This window comes from Streptomyces sp. NPDC048255, from assembly GCF_040652415.1.
Lineage (GTDB): Bacteria > Actinomycetota > Actinomycetes > Streptomycetales > Streptomycetaceae > Streptomyces.
The window spans coordinates 1-20,934 of record NZ_JBEZMA010000091.1 but is presented as its reverse complement, the minus strand read 5'-3'; the positions used below and the strand labels follow the sequence as shown (position 1 = coordinate 20,934).

At 73.7% G+C, this 20,934-nt stretch carries 18 protein-coding genes; 7 read left to right on the top strand and 11 right to left on the bottom strand.

What is annotated here, in order from left to right:
• Window positions 1–214: 214 nt before the first annotated feature.
• Both AB0D94_RS35805 and AB0D94_RS35800 read left to right on the top strand, forming a co-directional pair.
• Entirely contained in the window at window positions 215–1,699 is a 1,485-nt protein-coding gene (locus tag AB0D94_RS35805; RefSeq protein ID WP_362061397.1) for an AlkA N-terminal domain-containing protein, read from the top strand.
• An 11-nt stretch (window positions 1,700–1,710) separates the two neighbouring features.
• Entirely contained in the window at window positions 1,711–2,202 is a 492-nt protein-coding gene (locus tag AB0D94_RS35800) for a methylated-DNA--[protein]-cysteine S-methyltransferase (protein WP_362061394.1), read from the top strand.
• A gap of 19 nt (window positions 2,203–2,221) precedes the next feature.
• Here the strand turns inward: AB0D94_RS35800 and AB0D94_RS35795 are convergent, their stop codons facing one another.
• Genes AB0D94_RS35795 through AB0D94_RS35785 form a run of 3 tightly spaced genes read right to left on the bottom strand, consistent with a single transcriptional unit; the run spans window position 2,222 to window position 4,977 of the window.
• Window positions 2,222–2,650: a hypothetical protein gene (locus AB0D94_RS35795; protein WP_362061391.1), complete on the bottom strand. Its 429-nt coding sequence runs from the start codon at window positions 2,648–2,650 to the stop codon at window positions 2,222–2,224.
• 51 nt (window positions 2,651–2,701) lie between these two features.
• Window positions 2,702–3,202: an NUDIX hydrolase gene (locus tag AB0D94_RS35790; protein WP_362061388.1), complete on the bottom strand. Its 501-nt coding sequence runs from the start codon at window positions 3,200–3,202 to the stop codon at window positions 2,702–2,704.
• A gap of 50 nt (window positions 3,203–3,252) precedes the next feature.
• Entirely contained in the window at window positions 3,253–4,977 is a 1,725-nt protein-coding gene (locus tag AB0D94_RS35785) for a BCCT family transporter (RefSeq protein ID WP_362061385.1), read from the bottom strand.
• A 143-nt stretch (window positions 4,978–5,120) separates the two neighbouring features.
• On the opposite strand from AB0D94_RS35785, the gene AB0D94_RS35780 reads away from it, so the two are divergent.
• Together AB0D94_RS35780 and AB0D94_RS35775 are read left to right on the top strand one after the other, a co-directional pair.
• Entirely contained in the window at window positions 5,121–6,269 is a 1,149-nt protein-coding gene (locus AB0D94_RS35780; protein WP_362061382.1) for a glycerate kinase, read from the top strand.
• A gap of 193 nt (window positions 6,270–6,462) precedes the next feature.
• Window positions 6,463–9,264, top strand: a complete 2,802-nt coding sequence (locus AB0D94_RS35775; RefSeq protein ID WP_362061379.1) for a SpoIIE family protein phosphatase — start codon at window positions 6,463–6,465, stop codon at window positions 9,262–9,264.
• 91 nt (window positions 9,265–9,355) lie between these two features.
• Here the strand turns inward: AB0D94_RS35775 and AB0D94_RS35770 are convergent, their stop codons facing one another.
• The 3 genes from AB0D94_RS35770 to AB0D94_RS35760 all read right to left on the bottom strand — a co-directional run bounded on the left by AB0D94_RS35770 (window position 9,356) and on the right by AB0D94_RS35760 (window position 13,994).
• Entirely contained in the window at window positions 9,356–11,413 is a 2,058-nt protein-coding gene (locus AB0D94_RS35770; RefSeq protein ID WP_362061376.1) for a SpoIIE family protein phosphatase, read from the bottom strand.
• 384 nt (window positions 11,414–11,797) lie between these two features.
• Window positions 11,798–12,982, bottom strand: coding sequence for an aromatic amino acid transaminase (locus tag AB0D94_RS35765; protein ID WP_362061373.1), 1,185 nt, complete (start codon window positions 12,980–12,982; stop codon window positions 11,798–11,800).
• Window positions 12,975–13,994 (bottom strand): DMT family transporter, encoded by a 1,020-nt coding sequence (locus tag AB0D94_RS35760; protein ID WP_362061370.1) that lies wholly within the window; start codon window positions 13,992–13,994, stop codon window positions 12,975–12,977. Before AB0D94_RS35760 ends, AB0D94_RS35765 begins: the two co-directional genes overlap by 8 nt.
• Window positions 13,995–14,182: 188 nt before the next feature.
• Here AB0D94_RS35760 and AB0D94_RS35755 point away from each other — a divergent pair, with 188 nt between their 5' ends.
• Window positions 14,183–14,665 carry an Lrp/AsnC family transcriptional regulator gene (locus AB0D94_RS35755; RefSeq protein ID WP_362061367.1) on the top strand — a complete coding sequence of 161 codons (483 nt, stop codon included), beginning with the start codon at window positions 14,183–14,185 and terminating at the stop codon, window positions 14,663–14,665.
• 92 nt (window positions 14,666–14,757) lie between these two features.
• Window positions 14,758–15,387: a hypothetical protein gene (locus tag AB0D94_RS35750; RefSeq protein WP_362061364.1), complete on the top strand. Its 630-nt coding sequence runs from the start codon at window positions 14,758–14,760 to the stop codon at window positions 15,385–15,387.
• Window positions 15,388–15,415: 28 nt separating this feature from the next.
• On the opposite strand, the gene AB0D94_RS35745 is transcribed toward AB0D94_RS35750, so the two are convergent.
• The 4 genes from AB0D94_RS35745 to AB0D94_RS35730 form a co-directional block, all read right to left on the bottom strand.
• Window positions 15,416–15,934, bottom strand: coding sequence for an O-acetyl-ADP-ribose deacetylase (locus tag AB0D94_RS35745; protein ID WP_362061362.1), 519 nt, complete (start codon window positions 15,932–15,934; stop codon window positions 15,416–15,418).
• A complete protein-coding gene (locus tag AB0D94_RS35740; RefSeq protein ID WP_362061400.1) occupies window positions 15,934–17,343 on the bottom strand; it encodes an NAD(P)/FAD-dependent oxidoreductase in 1,410 nt (469 codons plus the stop codon). Before AB0D94_RS35740 ends, AB0D94_RS35745 begins: the two co-directional genes overlap by 1 nt.
• A 106-nt stretch (window positions 17,344–17,449) precedes the next feature.
• Window positions 17,450–18,274 carry an inositol monophosphatase family protein gene (locus AB0D94_RS35735; protein ID WP_362061359.1) on the bottom strand — a complete coding sequence of 275 codons (825 nt, stop codon included), beginning with the start codon at window positions 18,272–18,274 and terminating at the stop codon, window positions 17,450–17,452.
• 149 nt (window positions 18,275–18,423) lie between these two features.
• Window positions 18,424–19,251, bottom strand: a complete 828-nt coding sequence (locus tag AB0D94_RS35730; RefSeq protein ID WP_362061356.1) for a helix-turn-helix transcriptional regulator — start codon at window positions 19,249–19,251, stop codon at window positions 18,424–18,426.
• Between the two features lie 112 nt (window positions 19,252–19,363).
• Between AB0D94_RS35730 and AB0D94_RS35725 the strand changes: the two genes are divergently transcribed.
• Window positions 19,364–19,792 carry a hypothetical protein gene (locus tag AB0D94_RS35725; RefSeq protein WP_362061353.1) on the top strand — a complete coding sequence of 143 codons (429 nt, stop codon included), beginning with the start codon at window positions 19,364–19,366 and terminating at the stop codon, window positions 19,790–19,792.
• A 3-nt stretch (window positions 19,793–19,795) separates the two neighbouring features.
• Here the strand turns inward: AB0D94_RS35725 and AB0D94_RS35720 are convergent, their stop codons facing one another.
• On the bottom strand, window positions 19,796–20,668 hold the full coding sequence (locus AB0D94_RS35720; protein WP_362061350.1) for a class I SAM-dependent methyltransferase: 873 nt from the start codon (window positions 20,666–20,668) through the stop codon (window positions 19,796–19,798).
• Window positions 20,669–20,934: the final 266 nt, after the last annotated feature.

Sequence of the window (20,934 nt, the reverse complement as noted above, 5' to 3'; positions counted from 1 at the left end):
GGCCGGCTTTTGCCGCACCGGCCGACGGCAGGGGCAATCCAGCCCCGCCGGCGATTGAGGCGCGGGGTCTGGGGCGGAGCCCCAGGGGCCTGGGCGGAGCCGGGGGCCGGCTGCGTGGAGGGCAGCGCACACGACCCGCAGGACCGGCAGCGCCAGTACGCTTGGTGTCGGAAAACCGCCAGCCTCAGTGGATCGCACCCGGGATCCTGGAGCCATGCACACCGACACCGAGCGCTGCGTCAGAGCCGTGCAGTCGAAGGACGCCCGCTTCGACGGCTGGTTCTTCACCGCTGTCCTGACCACCCGGATCTACTGCCGGCCCAGCTGCCCCGCGGTTCCGCCCAAGGTCGAGAACATGACGTTCCTGCCCAGCGCCGCCGCCTGCCAGCAGGCCGGGTTCCGGGCCTGCAAGCGGTGCCGGCCCGACACCAGCCCCGGCTCCCCCGAGTGGAACGCCCGCGCCGACGCCGTGGCCCGGGCCATGCGGCTCATCCAGGACGGGGTCGTCGACCGCGAGGGCGTTCCCGGACTCGCGACCCGCCTCGGCTACTCGACCCGCCAGGTCGAGCGGCAGCTCAATGCCGAACTCGGCGCCGGGCCGCTGGCCCTCGCCCGGGCCCAGCGCGCCCAGACCGCGCGGCTGCTCATCGAGACCTCCGAGCTGCCGATGGGCGACGTCGCCTTCGCCGCCGGGTTCTCCTCCATCCGCACCTTCAACGACACCGTCCGCGAGGTCTTCGCCCTCTCCCCCAGCGAGCTGCGGGACAAGGCGGCGAAGGCCAGCCGCCGCAAGGAGGCCGAGCCGCGGATCCCGGGGACGATCAGCCTGCGGCTGCCGTTCCGGACCCCGCTGAACCCCGACAACCTCTTCGGCCACCTCGCCGCGACGGCCGTTCCCGGCGTCGAGGAGTGGCGCGACGGCGCCTACCGCCGCACCCTGCGCCTGCCCTACGGCACCGGAGTCGTCGCCCTGACCCCGCAGCCCGACCACATCGGCTGCCGGCTGGCCCTCACCGACCTGCGCGACCTCACCATCGCCATCAGCCGGTGCCGCTGGATGCTCGACCTGGACGCCGATCCCGAGGCGGTCGACGGTCAGCTGCGCTCCGACCCGCTGCTGGCCCCGCTCGTGGACAAGGCCCCCGGGCGCCGGGTCCCCCGTACGGTGGACGCCGCGGAGTTCGCCGTACGGGCGGTGCTGGGCCAGCAGGTGTCCACGGCGGCCGCCCGGACGCACGCCGCCCGGCTGGTCACCGCGTACGGGGAGCGCGTGGAGGACCCGCAGGGCGGGCTGACGCACCTCTTCCCCTCGCCGCACGCGCTGGCCGGGCTGGACCCGGAGGCGCTGGCCCTGCCGCGCAGCCGGCGCACCACGCTCACCACGCTGGTCGCGGCGCTCGCCGACGGTTCGCTTCCGCTCGGCATCGACAGCGACTGGGAGGCCGCGCGGGCGCAGCTCTCGGCGCTGCCCGGCTTCGGCCCGTGGACCACGGAGGTGATCGCGATGCGGGCGCTCGGCGACCCCGACGCCTTCCTGCCGTCCGACCTCGGGGTCCGGCGGGCGGCGCGGGGGCTCGGGCTGCCCGCCACCCCCAGCGCCCTGACCGCCCGGGCGGCCGACTGGCGGCCCTGGCGCGCGTACGCCGTCCAGTACCTGTGGGCCGCCGAGGACCACGCCATCAACCACCTGCCCGTCTGAGGAGCGCATCCATGAGCACCACCAGCAAGCAGTACACCCTCGTCGACAGCCCGCTCGGGCCGCTCACCCTGGTCTCCACCGGCGGGGTCCTCAGCGCCCTGTACATGACCGACCACCGGCACCGGCCCGGTGAGGAGACCTTCGGGGAACGGGTGCCGGCGAGCGCGGCCCCGTTCGCGGAGGTGGTCCGCGAGCTGACGGCGTACTTCGCCGGGGAGCTCACGGAGTTCACCGTCCCGGTGCACCTGGAGGGCACCGAGTTCCAGCGCAGCGTGTGGGACCAGCTGTTGCGGATCCCCTACGGCGAGACCTGGTCGTACGGGCGGCTCGCGACGGAGCTCGGCAAGCCGAACGCCTCGCGGGCGGTGGGCCTGGCCAACGGGAAGAACCCGGTCAGCATCATCGTCCCGTGCCACCGCGTCATCGGCGCCTCGGGCGCGATGACGGGCTACGGCGGCGGGCTGGACCGCAAGGTGCGGCTGCTGGAGCTGGAGAAGAAGTAGCGCCGGGGGCGGCGGTCCGTCAGACGACGGCGAGCGGGACGAGCAGGGCGAAGGCGGCACCGGCCTCCACCGCGTAGCTGTAGAGCGACGGGTGCTGGACGGGGGCGGCGAGCAGGACCACGCTCTGCTGGGCGGCGGCCGCCTCCACCCAGTCGGGGTCCGCGCCGAGGTTGCCCTGGTACCAGCCCTCGCAGGAGCCGGGGCCGGTGACGGCGAGGAGGTCGTCCTCGCGGCGGTAGAAGGCCTGCCAGCCGGTCGCGGGCACGGACCAGCCGTCGAAGTCGGTGAACTGGGCCCAGCCGCCCTCGCGTATCGCGGTGTCGAACAGCCAGACCGGCGTCCCCTCGGCAGTGACCTCACCTCCGGCCTGCTGGTCGGTGGTGAAGTGGACCATGGGGAGGGCTTCGGGTCCGTCGGCGGTGCTGGGCCAGGCGTACATGGTGATCATTTACTGGATTCTGTCCTGCTCGGCGTCGGCACGGTCACGGGGCCCTGAATGTCACGAGGCGGCGGGGCGGCGGCCGTTCTCCAATTCGACCGTCCCCTCGCCCGACTGGAGGACGCGGCAGGCCTCGACGGTGCGCAGGCCGAGCGCTCCGGGCAGGTAGGCGGTGAGTTCGGCGGGCTCCACCAGCCGCCAGGAGATCAGCTCTTCCTCCTGGAGCTTGACGGAGGCGAGCTGTGCCGCGTCCAGCACCCCGCCGTCGTAGAGGTACGCGACGATCGGCGGGCGGGCCGTGCCCAGCACCCAGTCGACGGCGAGCAGCCGGCCGAGCGGTACGTCGATGCCGATCTCCTCGGCGCTCTCGCGGCGGGCGGCGGTGCGCGGCGACTCGCCCTGGTCCGACTCGACGGTGCCGCCCGGCAGGGCCCAGCCCTCGCGGTAGTTGGGCTCGACGAGCAGCACCCGGCCCTCGGCGTCCCGGTAGAGGGCGGCCGCTCCGGCCAGCACCCGGGGCAGGCTCGCGATGTAGGTGGCGTAGTCATCCGTGGTGGTCACGCCGCAACCCTACCCAGCCGTCCCGGGGTCCGCGGATCATGGTGCGGGGATCACGCCCCTGGGGCGCCGGGGCCGCCGTCCTCGCGGCCCTGGGCCTTGGAGTCGGCGACGCGCCGCAGCCGCGGGTGGCGGTCGGCGCCCTGCTCGGTGAGGGCGTCGCCGACCATGGCCCGGACCGCGTCCCGCATGCCGTGCAGGGCGTGGTGGCGGGCGGGTCCGGCCCCGGGGTCCTCGCGGAGTTCCTTCACCAGGGCCCAGCACAGCAGCAGCATGACGATGACGAAGGGCAGCGCGACCAGGATGGTGGCGGTCTGGAGGGACTTCAGGCCGCCCGCGACGAGCAGCACGGCGGCGACGGCGGCCATCAGCACGCCCCAGGTGACGACGAGCCAGGTGGGCGGGTGCAGGGAGCCGCGGCTGGTGAGCGAGCCCATCACCAGCGAGGCCGAGTCGGCGCTGGTGACGAAGTAGGTCATGACCAGGAGCATGGCGACCCACGAGGTGACCGCGGAGAGCGGCAGGGCGTCCAGCATCGCGAAGAGCGAGGCCTCCGTCCCGTCCTTGATCTTGGCGGCGAAGTCCACCGCGCCGGTGGAGTCGAGGCGGATTGCGGTGCCGCCCATCACGCAGAACCAGATCACGGTGGCCCCGCTGGGGACGAGCAGTACGCCGATGAGGAACTCGCGGATGGTGCGGCCGCGCGAGATGCGGGCGATGAAGGTGCCGACGAAGGGCGCCCAGGAGAGCCACCACGCCCAGTAGAAGATCGTCCACGCGCCGAGCCACGCGGAGTCGGTGAAGGCGCCGGTGCGGCTGGCCATGGGGAGCAGCTGGTGCAGGTAACCGCCGACGCTGGAGGGGATCACGTCGAGGACGTAGACGGTCGGGCCGAGGAGGAAGACGAAGAGCATCAGGGTGGCGGCGAGCACGATGTTGATGGTGCTCAGCCATTTGACCCCCTTGTGCAGGCCGGAGAAGGCCGAGAGGACGAAGGCCGCCGAGAGCGAGGCGATGATGACCAGTTCGACGCCGGTGGAGTCCTCGATCCCGGTGGTGAGGCTGAGCCCCTTGGACACCTGGAGCGCCCCGAGCCCGAGGCTGGTGGCGGTGCCGAAGACGGTGGCGAAGACGGCGAGCAGGTCGATGGCCTTGCCGGGCCGTCCGTTCGCCCGCTCCTCGCCCATCAGCGGGACGAAGGCGGAGCTGAGGCGGTTGCCGCGGCCCTTGCGGAAGGTCGCGTAGGCGAGGGCGAGACCGGCGATGCCGTAGATCGCCCACGGGGTCAGCGTCCAGTGGAAGAAGGAGTACTCCATGGCCGCGAGCGCCGAGGCGCCCGTGGCGGGGGCGGCCCCGGAGGCGGGGGGCGGGTTGAGGTAGTGGGTGAGCGGCTCCCCCACCCCGTAGAACATCAGGCCGATGCCCATGCCCGCGCTGAACATCATGGCGATCCACGCGAGGTTGGTGAACTCGGGCTCGGAGTCGTCGGCGCCGAGGCGGATCCGGCCGAAGCGGCTGACCGCGAGCACGACGCACATGACGAGGAAGACATCGGCGGCGATCACGAACAGCCAGGCGAAGTTGTCCAGGACCCAGGCGAGCGCGGTGCTCGACGCGGTGTCGAAGGAGCCCTTGGCGAGCGCCGCCCAGCCGACGACGGCCAGCACGGCGATCACACCCACGGTCACGACGGTGAGGTCGGGCGTGCCCCCGGCCGGTCCGCCGGAGCCGCCGCCCGGGGAGTCCGGACGTGACTGTTCCAGTGAATCCGCGCTCATGCGGCCACACTATGCAGGCGTATATCCCCCTTTAGGGGTATGGCGCGCCGGGTGTGGCCCAGGCCACTCATGGGCATAGGAGGATCCTCCGGATAAGCTCATGGCGGCGCGACTGCACTGTTCGATAGCAAGGGAATAGCAAGGTGACGGACGGAGCAGTAACTGAGACCGCGCGCGTGCTCATCGCCGCGGACAAATTCAAGGGCTCGCTCACGGCCGTTCAGGTCGCGGAGCGGGTGACGGCGGGCCTTCGCAAGGCCGTACCGGACGTGGAGATCGAGACCCTCCCCGTCGCGGACGGCGGCGACGGCACGGTCGCGGCCGCGGTGGCGGCCGGTTTCGAGCGCCGGGAGGTACGGGTCACCGGACCGCTCGGTGACCAGGTCACGGCCGCCTTCGCGCTGCGCGAGGGCACCGCGGTGGTCGAGATGGCGGAGGCCTCCGGGCTGCAGCTGCTCCCGGCGGGCACCTTCGCGCCGCTGACGGCCACCACGTACGGCTCGGGCGAGCTGCTGAAGGCCGCGCTGGACGCGGGCGCGCGCTCGATCGTCTTCGGTGTGGGCGGCAGCGCCACCACCGACGGCGGCGCCGGCATGCTGGCCGCGCTGGGCGCCGTGTTCCTGGATGCGAACGGCGAACCGGTCGGTCCGGGCGGCGGCGCGCTGGCCGGGCTGGCCTCGGCCGACCTGTCCGGCGTCGACCCGCGCTTCGCCGAGGTGGACTTCGTCCTCGCCAGCGACGTGGACAACCCGCTGACCGGCCCGAAGGGCGCGCCCGCGGTCTACGGCCCGCAGAAGGGCGCCTCGCCCGAGGACGTGGCGACGCTCGACGCGGCCCTGGCCCACTTCGCGGTGGTGCTGGAGAAGTCGATCGGCGCGAAGGCCGCCGAATGCGCGGTGCTCCCGGGTGCCGGCGGCGCGGGCGGCATCGGCTACGGGGCCCTGCTGCTCGGCGCCACGTTCCGTCCCGGCATCGAGCTGATGCTGGAGGTGCTGGGCTTCGCCCCGGCCCTGGAGCGGGCCACGCTGGTCATCACCGGTGAGGGCTCGCTGGACGAGCAGACCCTTCACGGCAAGGCCCCGGCGGGCGTGGCGGCAGCCGCGCGCGCGGCGGGCAAGCCGGTGGTGGCCGTCTGCGGCCGCCTGCTGCTGGGCCAGGAGGCCCTGGAGGCGGCCGGCATCCGCCGGGCGTACCCGCTGACGGACCTGGAGCCCGACCCGGCGAAGTCCATCCCGAACGCGGGTCCCCTGCTGGAGCAGGTCGCGGCGAACATCGCCGCCGACGTCCTCTGACCCACCCCGTACGGCGGCGGCCCGGATCCCCACAGGGGGCCGGGCCGCCGCCGCGTGCGGCTCCCCCGGGAGGGCGGCCGCCCGCGGTGAGCCGCCCGCCGGCCCGGTGGACGGCCGAGCCGGGCCGCACCGCCCGGTGACCTCCGTACCGGCAGCCACTCCCAAACTCCCGCGACAGTGTTAGAAATGGCTCATGACCGGACGTTTTGGTCGGCAGCCGACCGGATGGGGCCAGCGCGTCGTCGCGCGCCTGTCCAAGTGGGTCCACAGCGTCGCCGGTCAGGTCTTCGCCCTCCAGGCGGTGATCGTGCTGCTGCTGATCGCCGCCGCCGCGGCCGCCCTCGTGGTCCAGGCCCGCTACGACAGCCGCCGCGACGCCGCCAACCGCTCCCTCGCGGCCGCCGAGTCCTTCGCCCACGCCCCCGGTCTCCCCGAGGCTCTGCTCACCCCGGACCCGACCGCCCGGCTCCAGCCCTTGGCCGAGGCCGCCCGCAAGGCCTCGGGCCTGGACTTCCTCGCCGTGATGAGCACCGACGGGATCCGCTACACCGACTCGCGGCCGGAGCTGATCGGCCAGCGCGCCACCGGCGACCTGGCGCGCGCCGCGGCCGGGCAGTCCTTCACCGAGACCTTCACGGGCGAGCCGAGCGACGCCGTCCGCGCGGTGGTTCCCGTACGCGACTCCCGCGGGACCGTCGTCGGCCTGGTCGGCACCGGCATCGAGGTGGCGAACGTCTCCGACGCGGTCGAGGACCAGCTCCCGCTCCTGCTGGGCGCCGCCGCGGGCGCCCTCCTCCTCGGCACCGGCGGAGCCGCGCTGGTCAGCCGCCGCGTGCGGCGCCAGACCCACGGCCTGGGCGCCGCCGAGATGACCCGGATGAACGAGCACCACGAGGCGGTCCTGCACGCCGTGCGCGAGGGCGTCCTCATCATCGACGCCGACCACCGGCTCGTCCTCGCCAACGACGAGGCCCGCCGGCTCCTCGACCTGCCCCCCGAACCCGAACAGCGGCACGTCGGCGACCTCGGCCTCGACCCGCGCACCGCGCAGCTGCTCACCTCCGGCCGGATCGCGACGGACGAGGTGCACCGGGCGGGCGACCGGCTGCTCGCGGTCAACGTCCGGCCCACCAAGCCGTACGCGGGCCAGCCCTCCGGCACCGTCATGACGCTGCGCGACTCCACCGAGCTCGCCGCGCTCTCCGGCCGGGCCGAGGTGGCCCGCAGCAGGCTCCAACTGCTGTACGACGCGGGGGTGCGGATCGGCACCACCCTGGACGTGGTGCGCACCGCCGAGGAGCTCTCGGAGGTGGCCGTCCCGCGCTTCGCCGACTTCGCCACCGTGGAACTGCTGGACCCGGTGCTGCGCGGGGACGAACCCTCGCTGGTCAGCGGCCATTTCACCGAGATGCGCCGGGCGGCCATGAGCGGTGTCCGCACGGACCAGCCGCTCCAGCCGGTCGGCGACGTCATCCGCTTCGAGGTGCCGACGGCGCCGATGGCCGCGGCCCTGGACGCCGGGCACGGGGTGCTCGCCGCCGATCTGAACGCCGCGATGGGCTGGCGCGCCCAGGACTCCGAGGGGACGCGGCTGGCCCTCGGCTACGGGCTGCACTCGCTGATCTCCGTACCGCTCCAGGCGCGGGGAGTCGTCCTCGGCATGGCCAACTTCTGGCGGGCCGCCGACACCCCGGAGCCCTTCGACGAGGAGGACCTGTCCTTCGCCGAGGAGCTGGCGGCGCGCGCCGCGGTCTCCATCGACAACGCCCGCCGCTTCACCCGCGAGCACGCCATGGCCGTGACGCTCCAGCGCAGCCTGCTGCCCCGGGTGCTGCCCGACCAGAACGCCGTGGACGTCGCCTTCCGCTACCTGCCGGCGAAGGCCGGTGTGGGCGGGGACTGGTTCGACGTGATCCCGCTGCCGGGGGCGCGCGTGGCGCTGGTCGTCGGCGACGTCGTCGGCCACGGGGTGCACGCCGCGGCCACGATGGGGCGGCTGCGGACCGCCGTGCACAACTTCTCGACGCTCGACCTGCCTCCCGACGAACTCCTCGGCCACCTGGACGAGCTGATCAACCGGATCGACCAGAACGAGAGCGGTGGCGGTGGCTCGGGCGAGGGCGAGGACGGCGGGGCCTCGGAGGGTGTGGGCGAGCCCGCCCAGGTCACCGGCGCCACCTGCCTGTACGCCGTCTACGACCCGGTCTCCGGGCGGTGCGTGATGGCCAGCGCCGGGCACCCCGGTCCCGCGCTGGTCAGCCCCGACGGGTGGGTGGAGTTCCCCGAGCTGCCCACCGGGCTGCCGCTGGGCGTGGGCGGCATGCCCTTCGAGGCCGCCGAGTTCCAGCTGCCCGAGGACAGCCGGCTCGCGCTGTTCACCGACGGCCTGGTGGAGGACCGCGACCGCGATTTCGACACCGGGCTGGGGCTGCTGGGCGAGGCCCTGTCGCGGCCCGGCCGCAGCCCCGACCAGGCCTGTGCGGACGTGCTCGCCGCGCTGCTGTTCCCGGTGCCGAGCGACGACATCGCGCTGCTGATCGCCGACACCCGGCGGCTGGAGGCCGACCGGATCGCCGAGTGGGAGGTGCCCGGCGACCCGTCGGCCGTCTCCCGGGTGCGCAACGCGGGCTCGGCGCAGCTCAGCGCGTGGGGCCTGGAGGACATCGCCTTCACCACCGAGCTGATCCTCAGCGAGCTGATCACCAACGCCATCCGGTACGGGAGCGCGCCCGTACGGGTCCGCCTGCTGCGCGACCGGAACCTGATCGTCGAGGTCTCCGACGGCAGCAGCACCTCCCCGCACCTGCGGTACGCGGCCACCACGGACGAGGGCGGGCGGGGGCTGTTCCTCGTCGCGCAGTACGCCGAGCGGTGGGGCACCCGCTACACGAACCGCGGCAAGGTCATCTGGGCCGAGCTGCCGCTGACCGGGGGCGGGGAACTGCCGGGGGTGGCGGAGCTGGACCTCGACGCGCTGGAGGACCTGGCCTGGTGACCGGCGGCCCGGCGCCCGGTCCCGGCCCGCTCCCGGCCCGGCCCGGTCCCGCCCCGCTCCTCGTCCCGCCCCGCTCCCCCCGCCCGGCCCGTCAGGGCTGCCGGGTGCGGGCCAGCAGCACCGCCACGTCGTCCTGCGGGGCGTACGGCAGCAGCCGCTCCAGGATCCCGTCGCACAGCGCGTCCAAGGGCTGCTCCGCCCCGCCGAGCGCCTGCGCCAGCTGGTCCATGCCCTGGTCGAGGTCCCGGTCCCGGGCCTCGATGAGGCCGTCGGTGTAGAGCACGAGCAGGCTCCCCGGGGGCAGCCGGACCTCCTGCGCGGGGAAGTCCCGCCCGCCCGTGCCCAGCGGGGTCCCCGGCGGGCCGCCGAGGAAGGTGATCCGCCCGTCGGGGCCGACCACGGCCGGCGGGGGGTGGCCCGCCCGGGCGATCGCGCAGGTGCCCGTCCCCGGGTCGTGGACGGCGTAGACGCAGGTCGCCATCTCGTCCTCCCCCAGGTCCGCCACGACCGCGTCGAGCGAGCGGAGCAGCTGCGCCGGGGGCACGTCCAGGCGCGCGAGGGTCCGTACGGCCGTGCGCAGCTGGCCCATCACGGCCGCGGCGTGGATCCCGTGGCCCATGACGTCCCCGATGACCAGTCCGGTCCGCCCGCCGGGCAGCCTGATGACGTCGAACCAGTCCCCGCCCACGTCGTGGTCGCTGGCCGGCAGGTATCGCCCGGTCAGTTCCAGGGCCGCGACCTCGGGCAGCGCACTGTTGGTGAGACTGCGCTGGAGGGTCAGGGCGGCCTGCCGCTGACGGGTGTACATCCGGGCGTTGTCGATGTTGAGGGCCGCGCGCGCGACCAGTTCGTCGATCAGTACGCAGTCCTCCTCGTCGAAGGGCTCCCGTTCGCGCGTGCGGGTCACGGCGACCGCCCCGAGCACCGTGCCGCGCGCGACCAGCGGGATCATGCGGGCCGACCCGAGGGTGGCGAGGTAGGCGCGCAGCTGCTCGGCGCGCGGGTCCTTGATCAGCGCCGGGATGTCGGAGGTGTACAGGTTCATGGGCCGGCCCTCGGCGATGACTCCCTCGTAGACCGTGCCGGTGGGGATCCGGAAGGTCTGGCCGGCGGTGAGTTTCGCGGTGGGCGCGGTCGGGTCGGGGAAGGTGGCCGCCAGCCGGCGCAGGACGCCGTGCGTCGACGCCGCGGCCTCGTCGGGTTCGAGCACCGTTTCGAGGAGCTGTACGTCGGCGGAGTCCGCGAGCTGCGGTACGAGGACCTCCACGATCTCCTGGGCGGTCTGCCGCAGGTCCAGGGTGGTGCCGATGCGGGTGCCGGCCTCCGCGAGGAGGGCGAACCGGTGCCGGGCCCGTTCGGCGTCGGCCTGGGCCCGCTCGCTGTCGGTGATGTCGATCAGGGAGGCGATCAGGCCGAGGCGGCGCCCGGAACCGTCGAGCAGGGGCGCGTAGGAGCAGGACCAGGTCCGGTCGTGCTCGGGATCGGCGGGGGTGCGGCCGGTGCGGCGGACGTCGACGACGGCGGTGCCCCCGTCGAGGACCCGCTGCATCATCGCCTCCAGGGCGGTGGCGTTGACCCCGGGCACCACCTCGGTGAGCCGTCTGCCCAGGTGTTCGTCGGCGGAGACCCCGTTCATCCGGGCCAGGGCGTCGTTGACCCGCAGGAAGCGCAGGTCGGGGCCGAGGGTGGCGAGGCCGATGGGCGACTGGGTGAAGAGGCTCTGGAGGGCCGCCAGCGAGTCCCGCATGTGCAGGACCTGGGAGGTCTCCACGGCGATGAGCAGGGCCCCCGTACGCCCCTGGGGGTCGCGGGCGGGCACGATCCACATCTCCATCGGCACCCGGTGCCCGTCGCGGTGGCGCACCGGCAGGGTGCCGACGACCGTCTCGCCGGACTGGACGCGTCGGGTCAGCTCGTCGGCGAGCTCCTGGTTGGCTTCGGGTACCAGCACCGCGGTGCCCGGCCGGCCGATGACGTCCTCGGGGCGGTGGCCCAGGAGGTCCTGCGCGGCCAGTGACCACTCCACGACGCGCCCGTCCGCGTCTTCCCGCCACAGGGCGATCGGCAGCAGCTCGCGGAGCACGCCCGCGTAGCCGACAGCAGCCACCGGCTGCTCCGGCACCTCGCTCGCCGACTGGTAAGTGTCCAACGCACCGACCTCACCCCGGGGGGCCTGATTCCTACCGATTCACCCTATCCGAGGGCTCGGCGCGGGGCGCTGCGTCTGCGGTGAGGACGGCTCGGCGGGCGAACGGGCGGGTCGATTCCTCCCCACCTCTTGACGTGGGGCAAATAGGGAGGAAACTCATCAATACACCGGAACACCAGATAGAGCCGCACCTCCCTCCGGAGACGTCCGGAGGCCCGCGTGACCCTAGTCGAGGCTCTGGCCAGGCCCCCGGCAGCACCCGCGATCCAGGGGAGCCATCGGCGACGGCGGATGGCTCATGGACTCGACGAACTGCCGGGGACTGTCATGTCCGGACCCGTCGGCGGCCGAAGTGCCGCCCGCGGGGGAGGGGCCGGTTCGGACTCACTCGTCCACGACGCCCGCGATGCCCCTGGCCAGGCAGGGGATCCGGTCCGCCGGGATGCCCGCGATGTTGATCCGCCCCGACGTGGTGCCGTAGACGGCGAACTGCCTGCGCAGCCGGAGCATCTGGGGCGAGGTGAGCGGCAGCATCGAGAACATGCCCTTCTGCCGGGCGAGGGACGCGGCGAGGGCTCCGTGGCCCAGCGCGTCCAGGCGCGCGGTCAGCTCCGTACGGTTGGCCGTGATCCGGCCCCGCATGACCTCCAGCTCCGTCCGCCAGGCGGCCCGCAGCCCCTCGTCCTCCAGGATCGTCGTCACGACGGCCGCGCCGTGCTCGGGCGGCATGGAGTACAGCGTCCGGGCGGCGTTCTGCAGGGCCGTCTCGGCGTGCCGAAGGGCCTGCGCCGAGGCGCCGAGGACGATGGCGCAGCCGGTGCGGTCGCTGTAGAGGCCGAAGTTCTTCGAGCAGCTGACGGCGATCAGCATCTCCGGCACCCGCTCCGCCAGCATGCGCGTGGCCCACAGGTCGGCCTCCAGCCCGTCGCCGAGCCCGTGGTAGGCGAGGTCCACGAAGGGCACCCAGCCGGACCGTCCGGCCAGCTCGGCCAGCGCCTCCCAGGCCTGGCGCGAGGGGTCGGCCCCGGTGGGGTTGTGGCAGCAGCCCTGGAGCAGGACGACGTCGTCGCGCTGGGCCCCGGCCAGGTCCCGCAGCGCCCCGTCGGCGTCGAAGTCGCCCGCCGCGTCGCGCCAGGCGTAGGTGCGCACGTTCAGGCCCGCGGCCTCCAGGATGGGCCGGTGGTTGACGTACGCGGGGTCGCTGATCCAGACGGTGGTGCCGGGGCGGGTCCGGCAGATCAGATCGGCCAGCAGCCGCAGCGCCCCGGAGCCGGCGACGGTCTGTACGGCCGCCGCCCGGCCGGCGGGTCCGCCGGCGCCCAGGACCATGCCCAGCAGGGCGCGGTTGAAGGCGGCGTTGCCGGAGAGCCCGCGGTACTCCTTGGACTCGGAGCGCTCCGCCAGCCGGATCTCGGCGGCGCGGACGGCGGCCATGACCGGGGTGCTGCCGGCCGCGTCGCGGTAGACGCCGAGGACGAGGTTGAGGCGTTCGGGGCGCTCGTCGGTGCCGAACTCGTAGGTCAGGTCCCACAGCGGGTCGGTGGGCGGCGGGGGAAGGAGCTCAAGCATCTGCGGGGACCTCGGGGCGGTTACGGGTACGGGTGCGGGCGGGGGTACGGGGCCCGGTGCGGGGGCGCCGGTTGGCGAGGACGACGCCCAGGGTGATGAGGGGGACGCCGACCAGTACGGCCGGGGTCGGTGATTCGCCGAGCAGCGGGACGGCGAGCAGGACGACGGCGACGGGGCTCAGGCTGCCCACGACGGAGCTGCGTTCGGCGCCCAGCCTGCGGATGGCGAAGGCGTACAGCAGGCCCGCGCACAGTCCGACCCCGAGCCCCTGCACCACCAGGAACAGCGCGATGTCGGTTCCGGCGGCGTGGGCGATCCCCGTCGGGAGCACCCCGGCCAGGACCAGCACCCCGATCACCGCGAAGGAGGGCAGGCACAGCAGCCCGATGGACCCCACCGGGTCGAGGTCCACGTCGCGCAGCCCGACGGTGTACAGGGCCCACAGGCCGCTGGCGACCAGGAGCGTGCCGGCCCCTTCGAGTACGTCCGCGTCCACCGGGACGACGTAGCGCCAGACGAGGGCGGCCACGCCGAGGGCGATGAGCGCGAGCCCGGCCGGCTGGGTGCCGCGGGGCGCTCCGTGGCCCCGGGCGGCCATGAGCGCGCTGACGAAGAGCGGGACCATGCCGGGGACGATCGAGCCGACGAAGGCCGCCGAGGTCAGGGCGCCGCCGTGCATGGCGGCCAGGAAGAACGGCACCCCGGCGCCACAGATGATCTTGGCTGCCGGGCCCGGCCGTACGGCGGCGATGCGGTGGCGGCGCCGCCACAGGGCGGGCAGCAGGACGAGGAGCGGTACGCCGAAGCGCAGCAGGGCGGCGTCGGCGGGCAGCAGGGAGGAGGCGCTCAGGGCGCGGGCGCTGAGCGCGAAGGCCGCCCAGATGGCCACGGTCACCAGCAGCGCCGCCATGCCTTGGGCCTGCGGGGAGAGCCCGCGCCGGCCGGGGTTTCCGGCCCGCGGGGCTGCCGTGTCGGGAGGCGCGGCCGCGCCGGTGGTGTTCGTCGCGACCAAGGGAAACGCTCCAGCCTCTGGGACCCGGACCGGTCCGGTCCGTGCCTGGGCAACGGTAGGGCCTGGGGCGGGGCAGCCGATTGCCAGTTCTGCCTCTCGGACATACGTTTGGGGCAGAATCTGCCAAGGAGCGCCGAAGAAGACCCCGGCGACCTCCCAGGAACGCCGAGAAACCGAGGAGCGCGGCCATGGACGCGGTCGACCTGCAGATCATCCGGGAGTTGCAGGCCGACGGCCGCCTGTCCAACCAGGACCTCGCCGACCGGGTCCGGCTGTCCCCGTCCCCCTGCCTGCGCCGGGTCCGGCGGCTGGAGGAGGCGGGCCTCATCCGCGGCTACACGGCCATGGTCGACCAGGTCGCCTTCGGCCTCCCGGTCACCGTCTTCGTCCGGATCCGCCTGGAGCGCCACACGGCGGAGGCGGTGCGGCTCTTCGAGGAGCACGTCGCCGGCATCGAGCACATCCAGGACTGCTACCTGATGGCGGGCAGCAGCGACTACCTGCTGCGGGTGGTCATCGAGGACCTGGAGGCCTACGAGGCGCTGGTGCGCCACCGGATCCACGCCATCCCGGGCATCGCCTCGATCGAATCGAGCTTCGCGTACGGCAGCGTCAAGCAGTCCAGGACCTACCCCCGCCCCCACCCGGGCGGAACCCGGCCCCGACCCTGAACCGACCCCCAGTCAGCCCGCCGGCGCCGTAGGGGTGTTGTCGGGGTGATCACCCATGGTGGCGCCGCACGGGCGGGCCGCAAGGTTGAGCCATGACAGAGCGAGCAGCAAGACTCACCCGGTTCTCCTTCGTCGCCGCCCCCGTCCTCCTGATCGTCTACGGCTCCGTCCGTCTCCTCGCTCCGGGTTCCAAGGAGCCCGGAGCCGCGTGGACCACCGGCCACCTCGCCTTCCTCGCCGGGGTGCTGTTCTTCGGGGCGGCCTGCGAGGGGCTGCGCCGGATGGCGGCCGCCTCCGGGGGGCCGGTCCGGCGGCGGGTGGCCCTCGCCGGGACGGTGGCCGGGCTGGTGGGTGCGGGCGCGGCCGCCGCGCAGGCGGTGATCGACCTGTACGCCGGTCTCCGGGCGGCCGACAAGCCGGAGATGCAGGAGATATTCGCGCGGGTACAGGACGTTCCCGGGGTGATGCCCGTGGTGTACACCGTCGGGCCGTTCTTCCTCTACCTGGGGATGACCGCCCTGCTCGCCACGCTCAGGGGCCGGGACGCAGCCCGGTCGCTGGTGCTCTTCGTGCTGGGCACGGCCGCGATGGCGTCGAGCCTGGACTTCATGCCGCTCGGCGGCCTCTGCTACCTCCTGGCCTTCGCCCCCCTGCGCCGCCGCGTGTCCGGCGCCCCCGTACCGCCCGCCGCTCCCGTGTCCGTCGGCCGCGCCGCCGTCTGAGCGGGGCCGCCCCCGGAACGCCTGCGTCCTACGGGTGGGCCGCGACGGCCGCCTCGAAGGCCTCGTACGCCGCCCGGTCGAACAGCACGAACCGGACCTCCGCCACCGAGGTCGCGGCAGCCCGCACCGTCTCGACGGCGATCCTGGCCCCGTCGTCCATCGGCCAGCCGTAGATCCCGGTGGAGATGGCCGGGAAGGCGACCGTCCGGGCCCCCAGCTTGTCGGCGACCCGCAGGGACTCCCGGTAGCAGGAGGCCAGCAGCTCCGAGCGGTCCTCGTCGCGGGACCAGACCGGGCCGACGGTGTGGATCACGTGGTCGGCGGGCAGCCGGCCGGCGGTGGTGGCGACGGCCCGGCCCGTCGGCAGGCCCTTGCCGTAGTGGGAGCGGCGCAGGTCCTCGCAGGCCGCGAGGATCTCCGGCCCGCCCCGGCGGTGGATGGCGCCGTCCACTCCCCCGCCGCCCAGCAGCGAGGAGTTCGCGGCGTTGACCACCGCGTCGGCCTTCTCGGCGGTGATGTCGCCCTGGACGAGGGTGATGCGGACCATCAGGATTCCTTTCGCAGGCGGCGCCAGACCGCCTTGGCCGCGTTGTGGCCGGACATGCCGTGCACCCCGGGGCCCGGAGGGGTCGCCGAGGAACAGATGAAGACGGCCGGGTGCGCCGTCGCGTACGGGAAGAGCGAGGGCTTCGGGCGCAGCAGGAGCTGGAGTCCCGAGGTGGCTCCGCAGGCGATGTCCCCGCCGACGTAATTGGGGTTGCGGGCCGCGAGCTGGGGCGGGCCGGCCGTGGCGCGGGCCAGGACCAGGTCGCGGAAGCCCGGGGCGAACCGCTCCAGTTGGCGCTCGACGGCTTCCGTGAGGTCGCCGTCCCAGCCCGCGGGGACGTGCCCGTACGCCCAGAAGACGTGCTTGCCCGCGGGCGCCCGGCCCGGGTCGACGAGGCTGGGCTGCGCGGTGATCAGGAAGGGGTTGCGCGGGGCCCTGCCGCTGGAGGCGAGCTGCAGGGCGGCGTCGATGTCGCGGCTGCCCGGGCCGATCTGGACGGTGCCGGCCCGGCGCGGCTCCTCGGCGGTCCACGGGACCGGGCCGTCCAGCGCGTAGTCGATCTTGAAGACGGAGGGGCCGTACCGGTAGCCGTCGTACGCGCGCCCCAGGCGGGCGATCCGCGACAGCGCGGTCGGCGAGGTGTCGAAGACGTACGCCCGCGCGGGCGGGAGGTCGTCGAGGCGCTTCACCTCGAAGCCGGTGTGGACGGTCCCGCCGAGCTCGCGCAGGTACGCGGCGAGGGCGTCCGAGATGGACTGCGAGCCCCCGCGCGGCAGCGGCCAGCCGTTCGCGTGCGCGGCCAGGGCGAAGACCAGGCCGACCGCGCCGGTCCCGATCCCGCCGAGCGGGGCGTTGACGTGCGCGACGAGCCCGGCGAGGAGTGCGCGGGCCCGGTCGTCGCCGAAGCGGCGCAGCAGCCAGGTGGAGGGCGGCAGTCCGGCGAGCCCGAAGCGGGCGAGGTTGACCGGGTCCCGGGGCAGGGCCGTGCTCGGCAGGGACATGAAGTCGCGGGCCAGGGTGTCCCACCGGCCGAGGAAGGGCTCCACCAGCCGCCGGTACGCGCCCGCGTCGCGCGGCCCGAAGGAGGCCGCCGTCTCCGCGACCGAACGGGAGAGGACCGCGGCCGTGCCGTCGTCGAAGGGGTGCGCCATCGGCAGCGGGGGGTGCAGCCACTCCAGCCCGTACCGCTTCAGCGGCATCGTGGCGAAGACCGGCGAACCGACGCCGAGCGGGTGCACGGCCGAGCAGGGGTCGTGGCGGAAGCCGGGGAGGGTCAGCTCCTCGGTCCGGGCTCCTCCGCCGACCGCGTCGGCGGCTTCGAAGACGGCTACCGAGAAGCCGCGCCGGGCCAGTTCGACGGCGGCCGTCAGCCCGTTGGGCCCCGCCCCCACCACGACCGCATCGAGAATCGACGGCACTTGCGACTCCTTCGTCCGGCGGCGCCACCACACCCAGGATATTCCGCCCGTACGTACGGGCCCTCATCGCCCGGCCCCGCCGGACGCCCTCCTAGGACTACGCTCCGCGCAGCAGCTCGCGGATCCGCAGGGCGGTGGCCTCGTCCCTGCCGACCGCGAAGGGCAGCACGTTGTCCCGGTCCACCCGGAAGGGGACGCCCTCGACCGTGCTCTGGGCGCCGCCCGCCTCCCCGACCAGCAGCAGCCCGGCCGCGTGGTCCCAGGCCGAGGGCCAGGTGAAGGCCAGGCCGTCCATCTCGCCGCGGGCCACCTTCAGGTACTCCAGGCCGGCCGAACCGCAGGGCCGGGCCGCCACCCCGGGCACGTCGAGCCGGGCGAGGGTCCGCTTGTCGGCCTCGGAGGTGTACAGCGGGTGGGCCATCGCGATCCGCAGCTCGGCGCCCGGCTCGGGCGAACCGCTGTGGATCCGCTCGCCGTTGACGTAGGAGCCCTGCCCGCGCACGGCCGTCGCCAGCTCGTCCAGCGCCGGGGCGAAGGTCCAGGAGGCGAGGATCTCCCCGCGGTGGGCCAGCGCCACCAGGGTGCAGAAGGCGGGGTCGCCGGCGACGAACTGCCGGGTGCCGTCCACCGGGTCCACGATCCACACCGGGGCCTCCGCGCGCAGCGCCCCGTACACGGTCGGGTCGGCGTGGACGGCCTCCTCGCCGACCACGGCCGAGCCGGGCAGCAGCCGGGTGAGGGAGGCCGTGAGGTGCTCCTCGGCCTTGCGGTCGGCGACGGTCACGAGGTCGTGCGGTCCGGTCTTCTCGTCCACCTCGTGGTCGGCGAGCTGCCGGAACCTCGGCATGATCTCGATCGCCGCCGCCTTGCGTACGGCCTCTTCCACATCGGACAGGTCACGGGCCAGGAACTCATCGATCATGCCCCCAGCAAAGCACGCCCGACCGACAAACCCCACCGACAATCCCGGACGGACGGCTGGACACCGGGTGGACACCAGGTGAACCGGCCCTCAGCCGTACCGGCCGCCGCCCGGACCGGGGCCGGATCCGGCTGAGGGGCCGCGCCGCGTCAGGAGCCCTGGGGGCCCTGCGGGCCGGCCGCCGCCGCGTGCAGGCGCAGGAGCCGGGCCGTCTCCTCGTCCATCGGGAAGAAGGTCTCGACCGCGAGTTCGGACAGCGTCACGTCCGCGGGCGCGCCGAAGGTGGCGATCATGCTGAACAGTGCCATGTCACCGAAGGGGGTGCGCAGCCGCAGCGGGACGACCATCCCGGTCGCGTCGACCGGGCCGGCCGGGGCGCCGGTGTCCGGTGGCGGCGGGTAGGCGGACACCTCGTCGTACAGCGCCCGCAGTTCGGGGTGGCCGGTGCCGTTGGCCTGGTGCAGGAGACGGCCGAGCGCGTGGGCGCGGACCTCCGCGAAGTTGAGGCAGTGCTGCGGGAGGCCGTCCGGGTGCAGGATCAGGCGCATCACGTTCGCACCCTGGGCCGTCAGGGTCGGCGGGACGCTGTCCAGCAGGAGGGACATCGCGCGGTTGGAGTCGACGATGTTCCAGAGCCGGTCGACGACCGCCGCCGGGTAGGGCTCGTGGCCGGCCAGCATGCTCCGCAGTGCCTGGCGTGCCATCGCCATGCGGTCGCTGCCCAGGGGGCTCTCCTGATAGGCGGGGGCGTAGCCGGCCGCCAGCAGCAGGCTGTTGCGGTCGCGCAGCGGCACGTCGAGGTGCTCGGCGAGCCGCAGCACCATCTCCCGGCTGGGCCGGGCCCGCCCCGTCTCCACGCAGGACAGGTGCCGGGTGGAGGTTTCTGCGCGCAGGGCGAGGTCGAGCTGGCTGAACTTCCTGCGCTGGCGCCAGTCGCGCAGCAACAGCCCGACGCGGGGCGGGTCTTCGGTCTTCATACCCTCCACCGTATCCACCGGGGTCGCGGACTCCATGACCTCAGAGGTCATGGAGTCCGCGACCTGTCCCGTGTCACGGTGGGGGCACAGTCCGGTGCGAAGGAGCTCTGCCATGACACAGACCGTGCATACGACCGACCCTGCCGTCCGGCAGGCGTCCGACCGCTTCCTGCGGCTGGTCCTGCGTATCGACAGTGTCAGCACCGCCGTGATGGCCGCCGTGCTCATCGCCGCCTACGGCCCGCTCGGTTCCGCCACCGGGATGCCGGTCGCCTTCAGCATCGGCTTCGGGCTCTTCCAGCTCGGCGGGGCGGCCTCGCTGGCGCTCGTCGCGGGGTACCCGGTGATCCCGGCAGGCCTGGTCAAGGCCGTGATCGGGGTGAATCTCGGCTCCGCCGTCGCCTGCCTGGTGGTGGCCGCGGGGGACTTCGTCCCGCTCACCGGGTTCGGCATCGTGTTCATGCTGATCGGCGCGCTGGTCGTGGGGGTGTACGCGGCCCTGGAGTGGGCGGGGCTGCGGCGGATGACCGCGGCGGGGTGACGGTCAGGCCTGCGGGGCCCGGCCGCGGAGGTACACGATCGGGGTCGGCAGGGTGATCGTGCCGTCGGCCGAGCGCAGGAGGTCCAGGCGCCGGGCGACCTCGGTGGCCAGTTCCTCGGCCTCCTGCGCGGGCATCCTGTCCCACAGTCGGCGCATGCCGTGCGAGCGGGTCCAGTCGACCCACTGGGCCCCGGACTCCACGACGATGGGCAGGTCCTCCTCCATGACGGCCACGTCGGTGAAGCCCGCGTCGGTCAGGGTGGCCGTGACGGCCTCGGGAGTCACCAGCCAGTTGTTGTGGATGTTGGTGAAGGGGCAGTCGTAGGCATCGCCCTCCTTGGGCTGGGTCAGATGCGGCAGCAGCAGGTCGTGCACGTCCTCGGGAAGGAATCCCCACTTGCCCGTGGCGGTGGGGAAGAAGGAGGGCGCGCTGGCCGAGAAGAGACCGCCGGGCCGCAGGATCGTGCGGTAGGGGCGCAGTTCGGCCGCGCCGTGCGTCCAGATGAACACGCTGAAGCCGCCGACCACCGCGTCGAAGCGCCCGGCAGGGAAGTCCGGCACCTGGCCGTTCATGACCTGGGTGGTCACCTGGGTCATGCCCCGCGACCGCGCGTCGGCGTCCGCGTACTTGACCATTTCCTCGGCGAGGTCGATTCCGATGACCTCTCCGGTGTCGCCCACGGCCGCCGCGGCGGGCCAGAGTACGGCGCCGCGGCCGCAGCCCACGTCCAGCACCGAGTCACCGCCGCGAATTCCGGAGAATTCGACCAGCCGGCGGCCGATGGGGCCGAAGAAGTCGACTCCGCTCTGGTCGTACACGTTCGCGGCCGTGTTGAACACACGGTGCATCTCCGCCGTGCTTTCCGAATTACCCATACCGGCTCCTTGACTTGAGTTCGCCGGGAAAAGCGTGCGGCATCCGCGCGACCGCGTCCAATAGGCAGGGCTTCTGACGGCCAGCACGATTTCTTATTGGACAAGGAGTGCCGGCCGCATCAACATCATTTATGCAGGCGGGGCTTGGCTCCGCCTTCGTGGAAAGGTTGCCTTATGAGTGAGTTCTCTTCGCTGGTGTCGCGGGTCGAGGGTGAGGTGTTCCTGCCCGGGCAGGAGGGTTTCGACGAGGAGCGGACGGGTTTCCA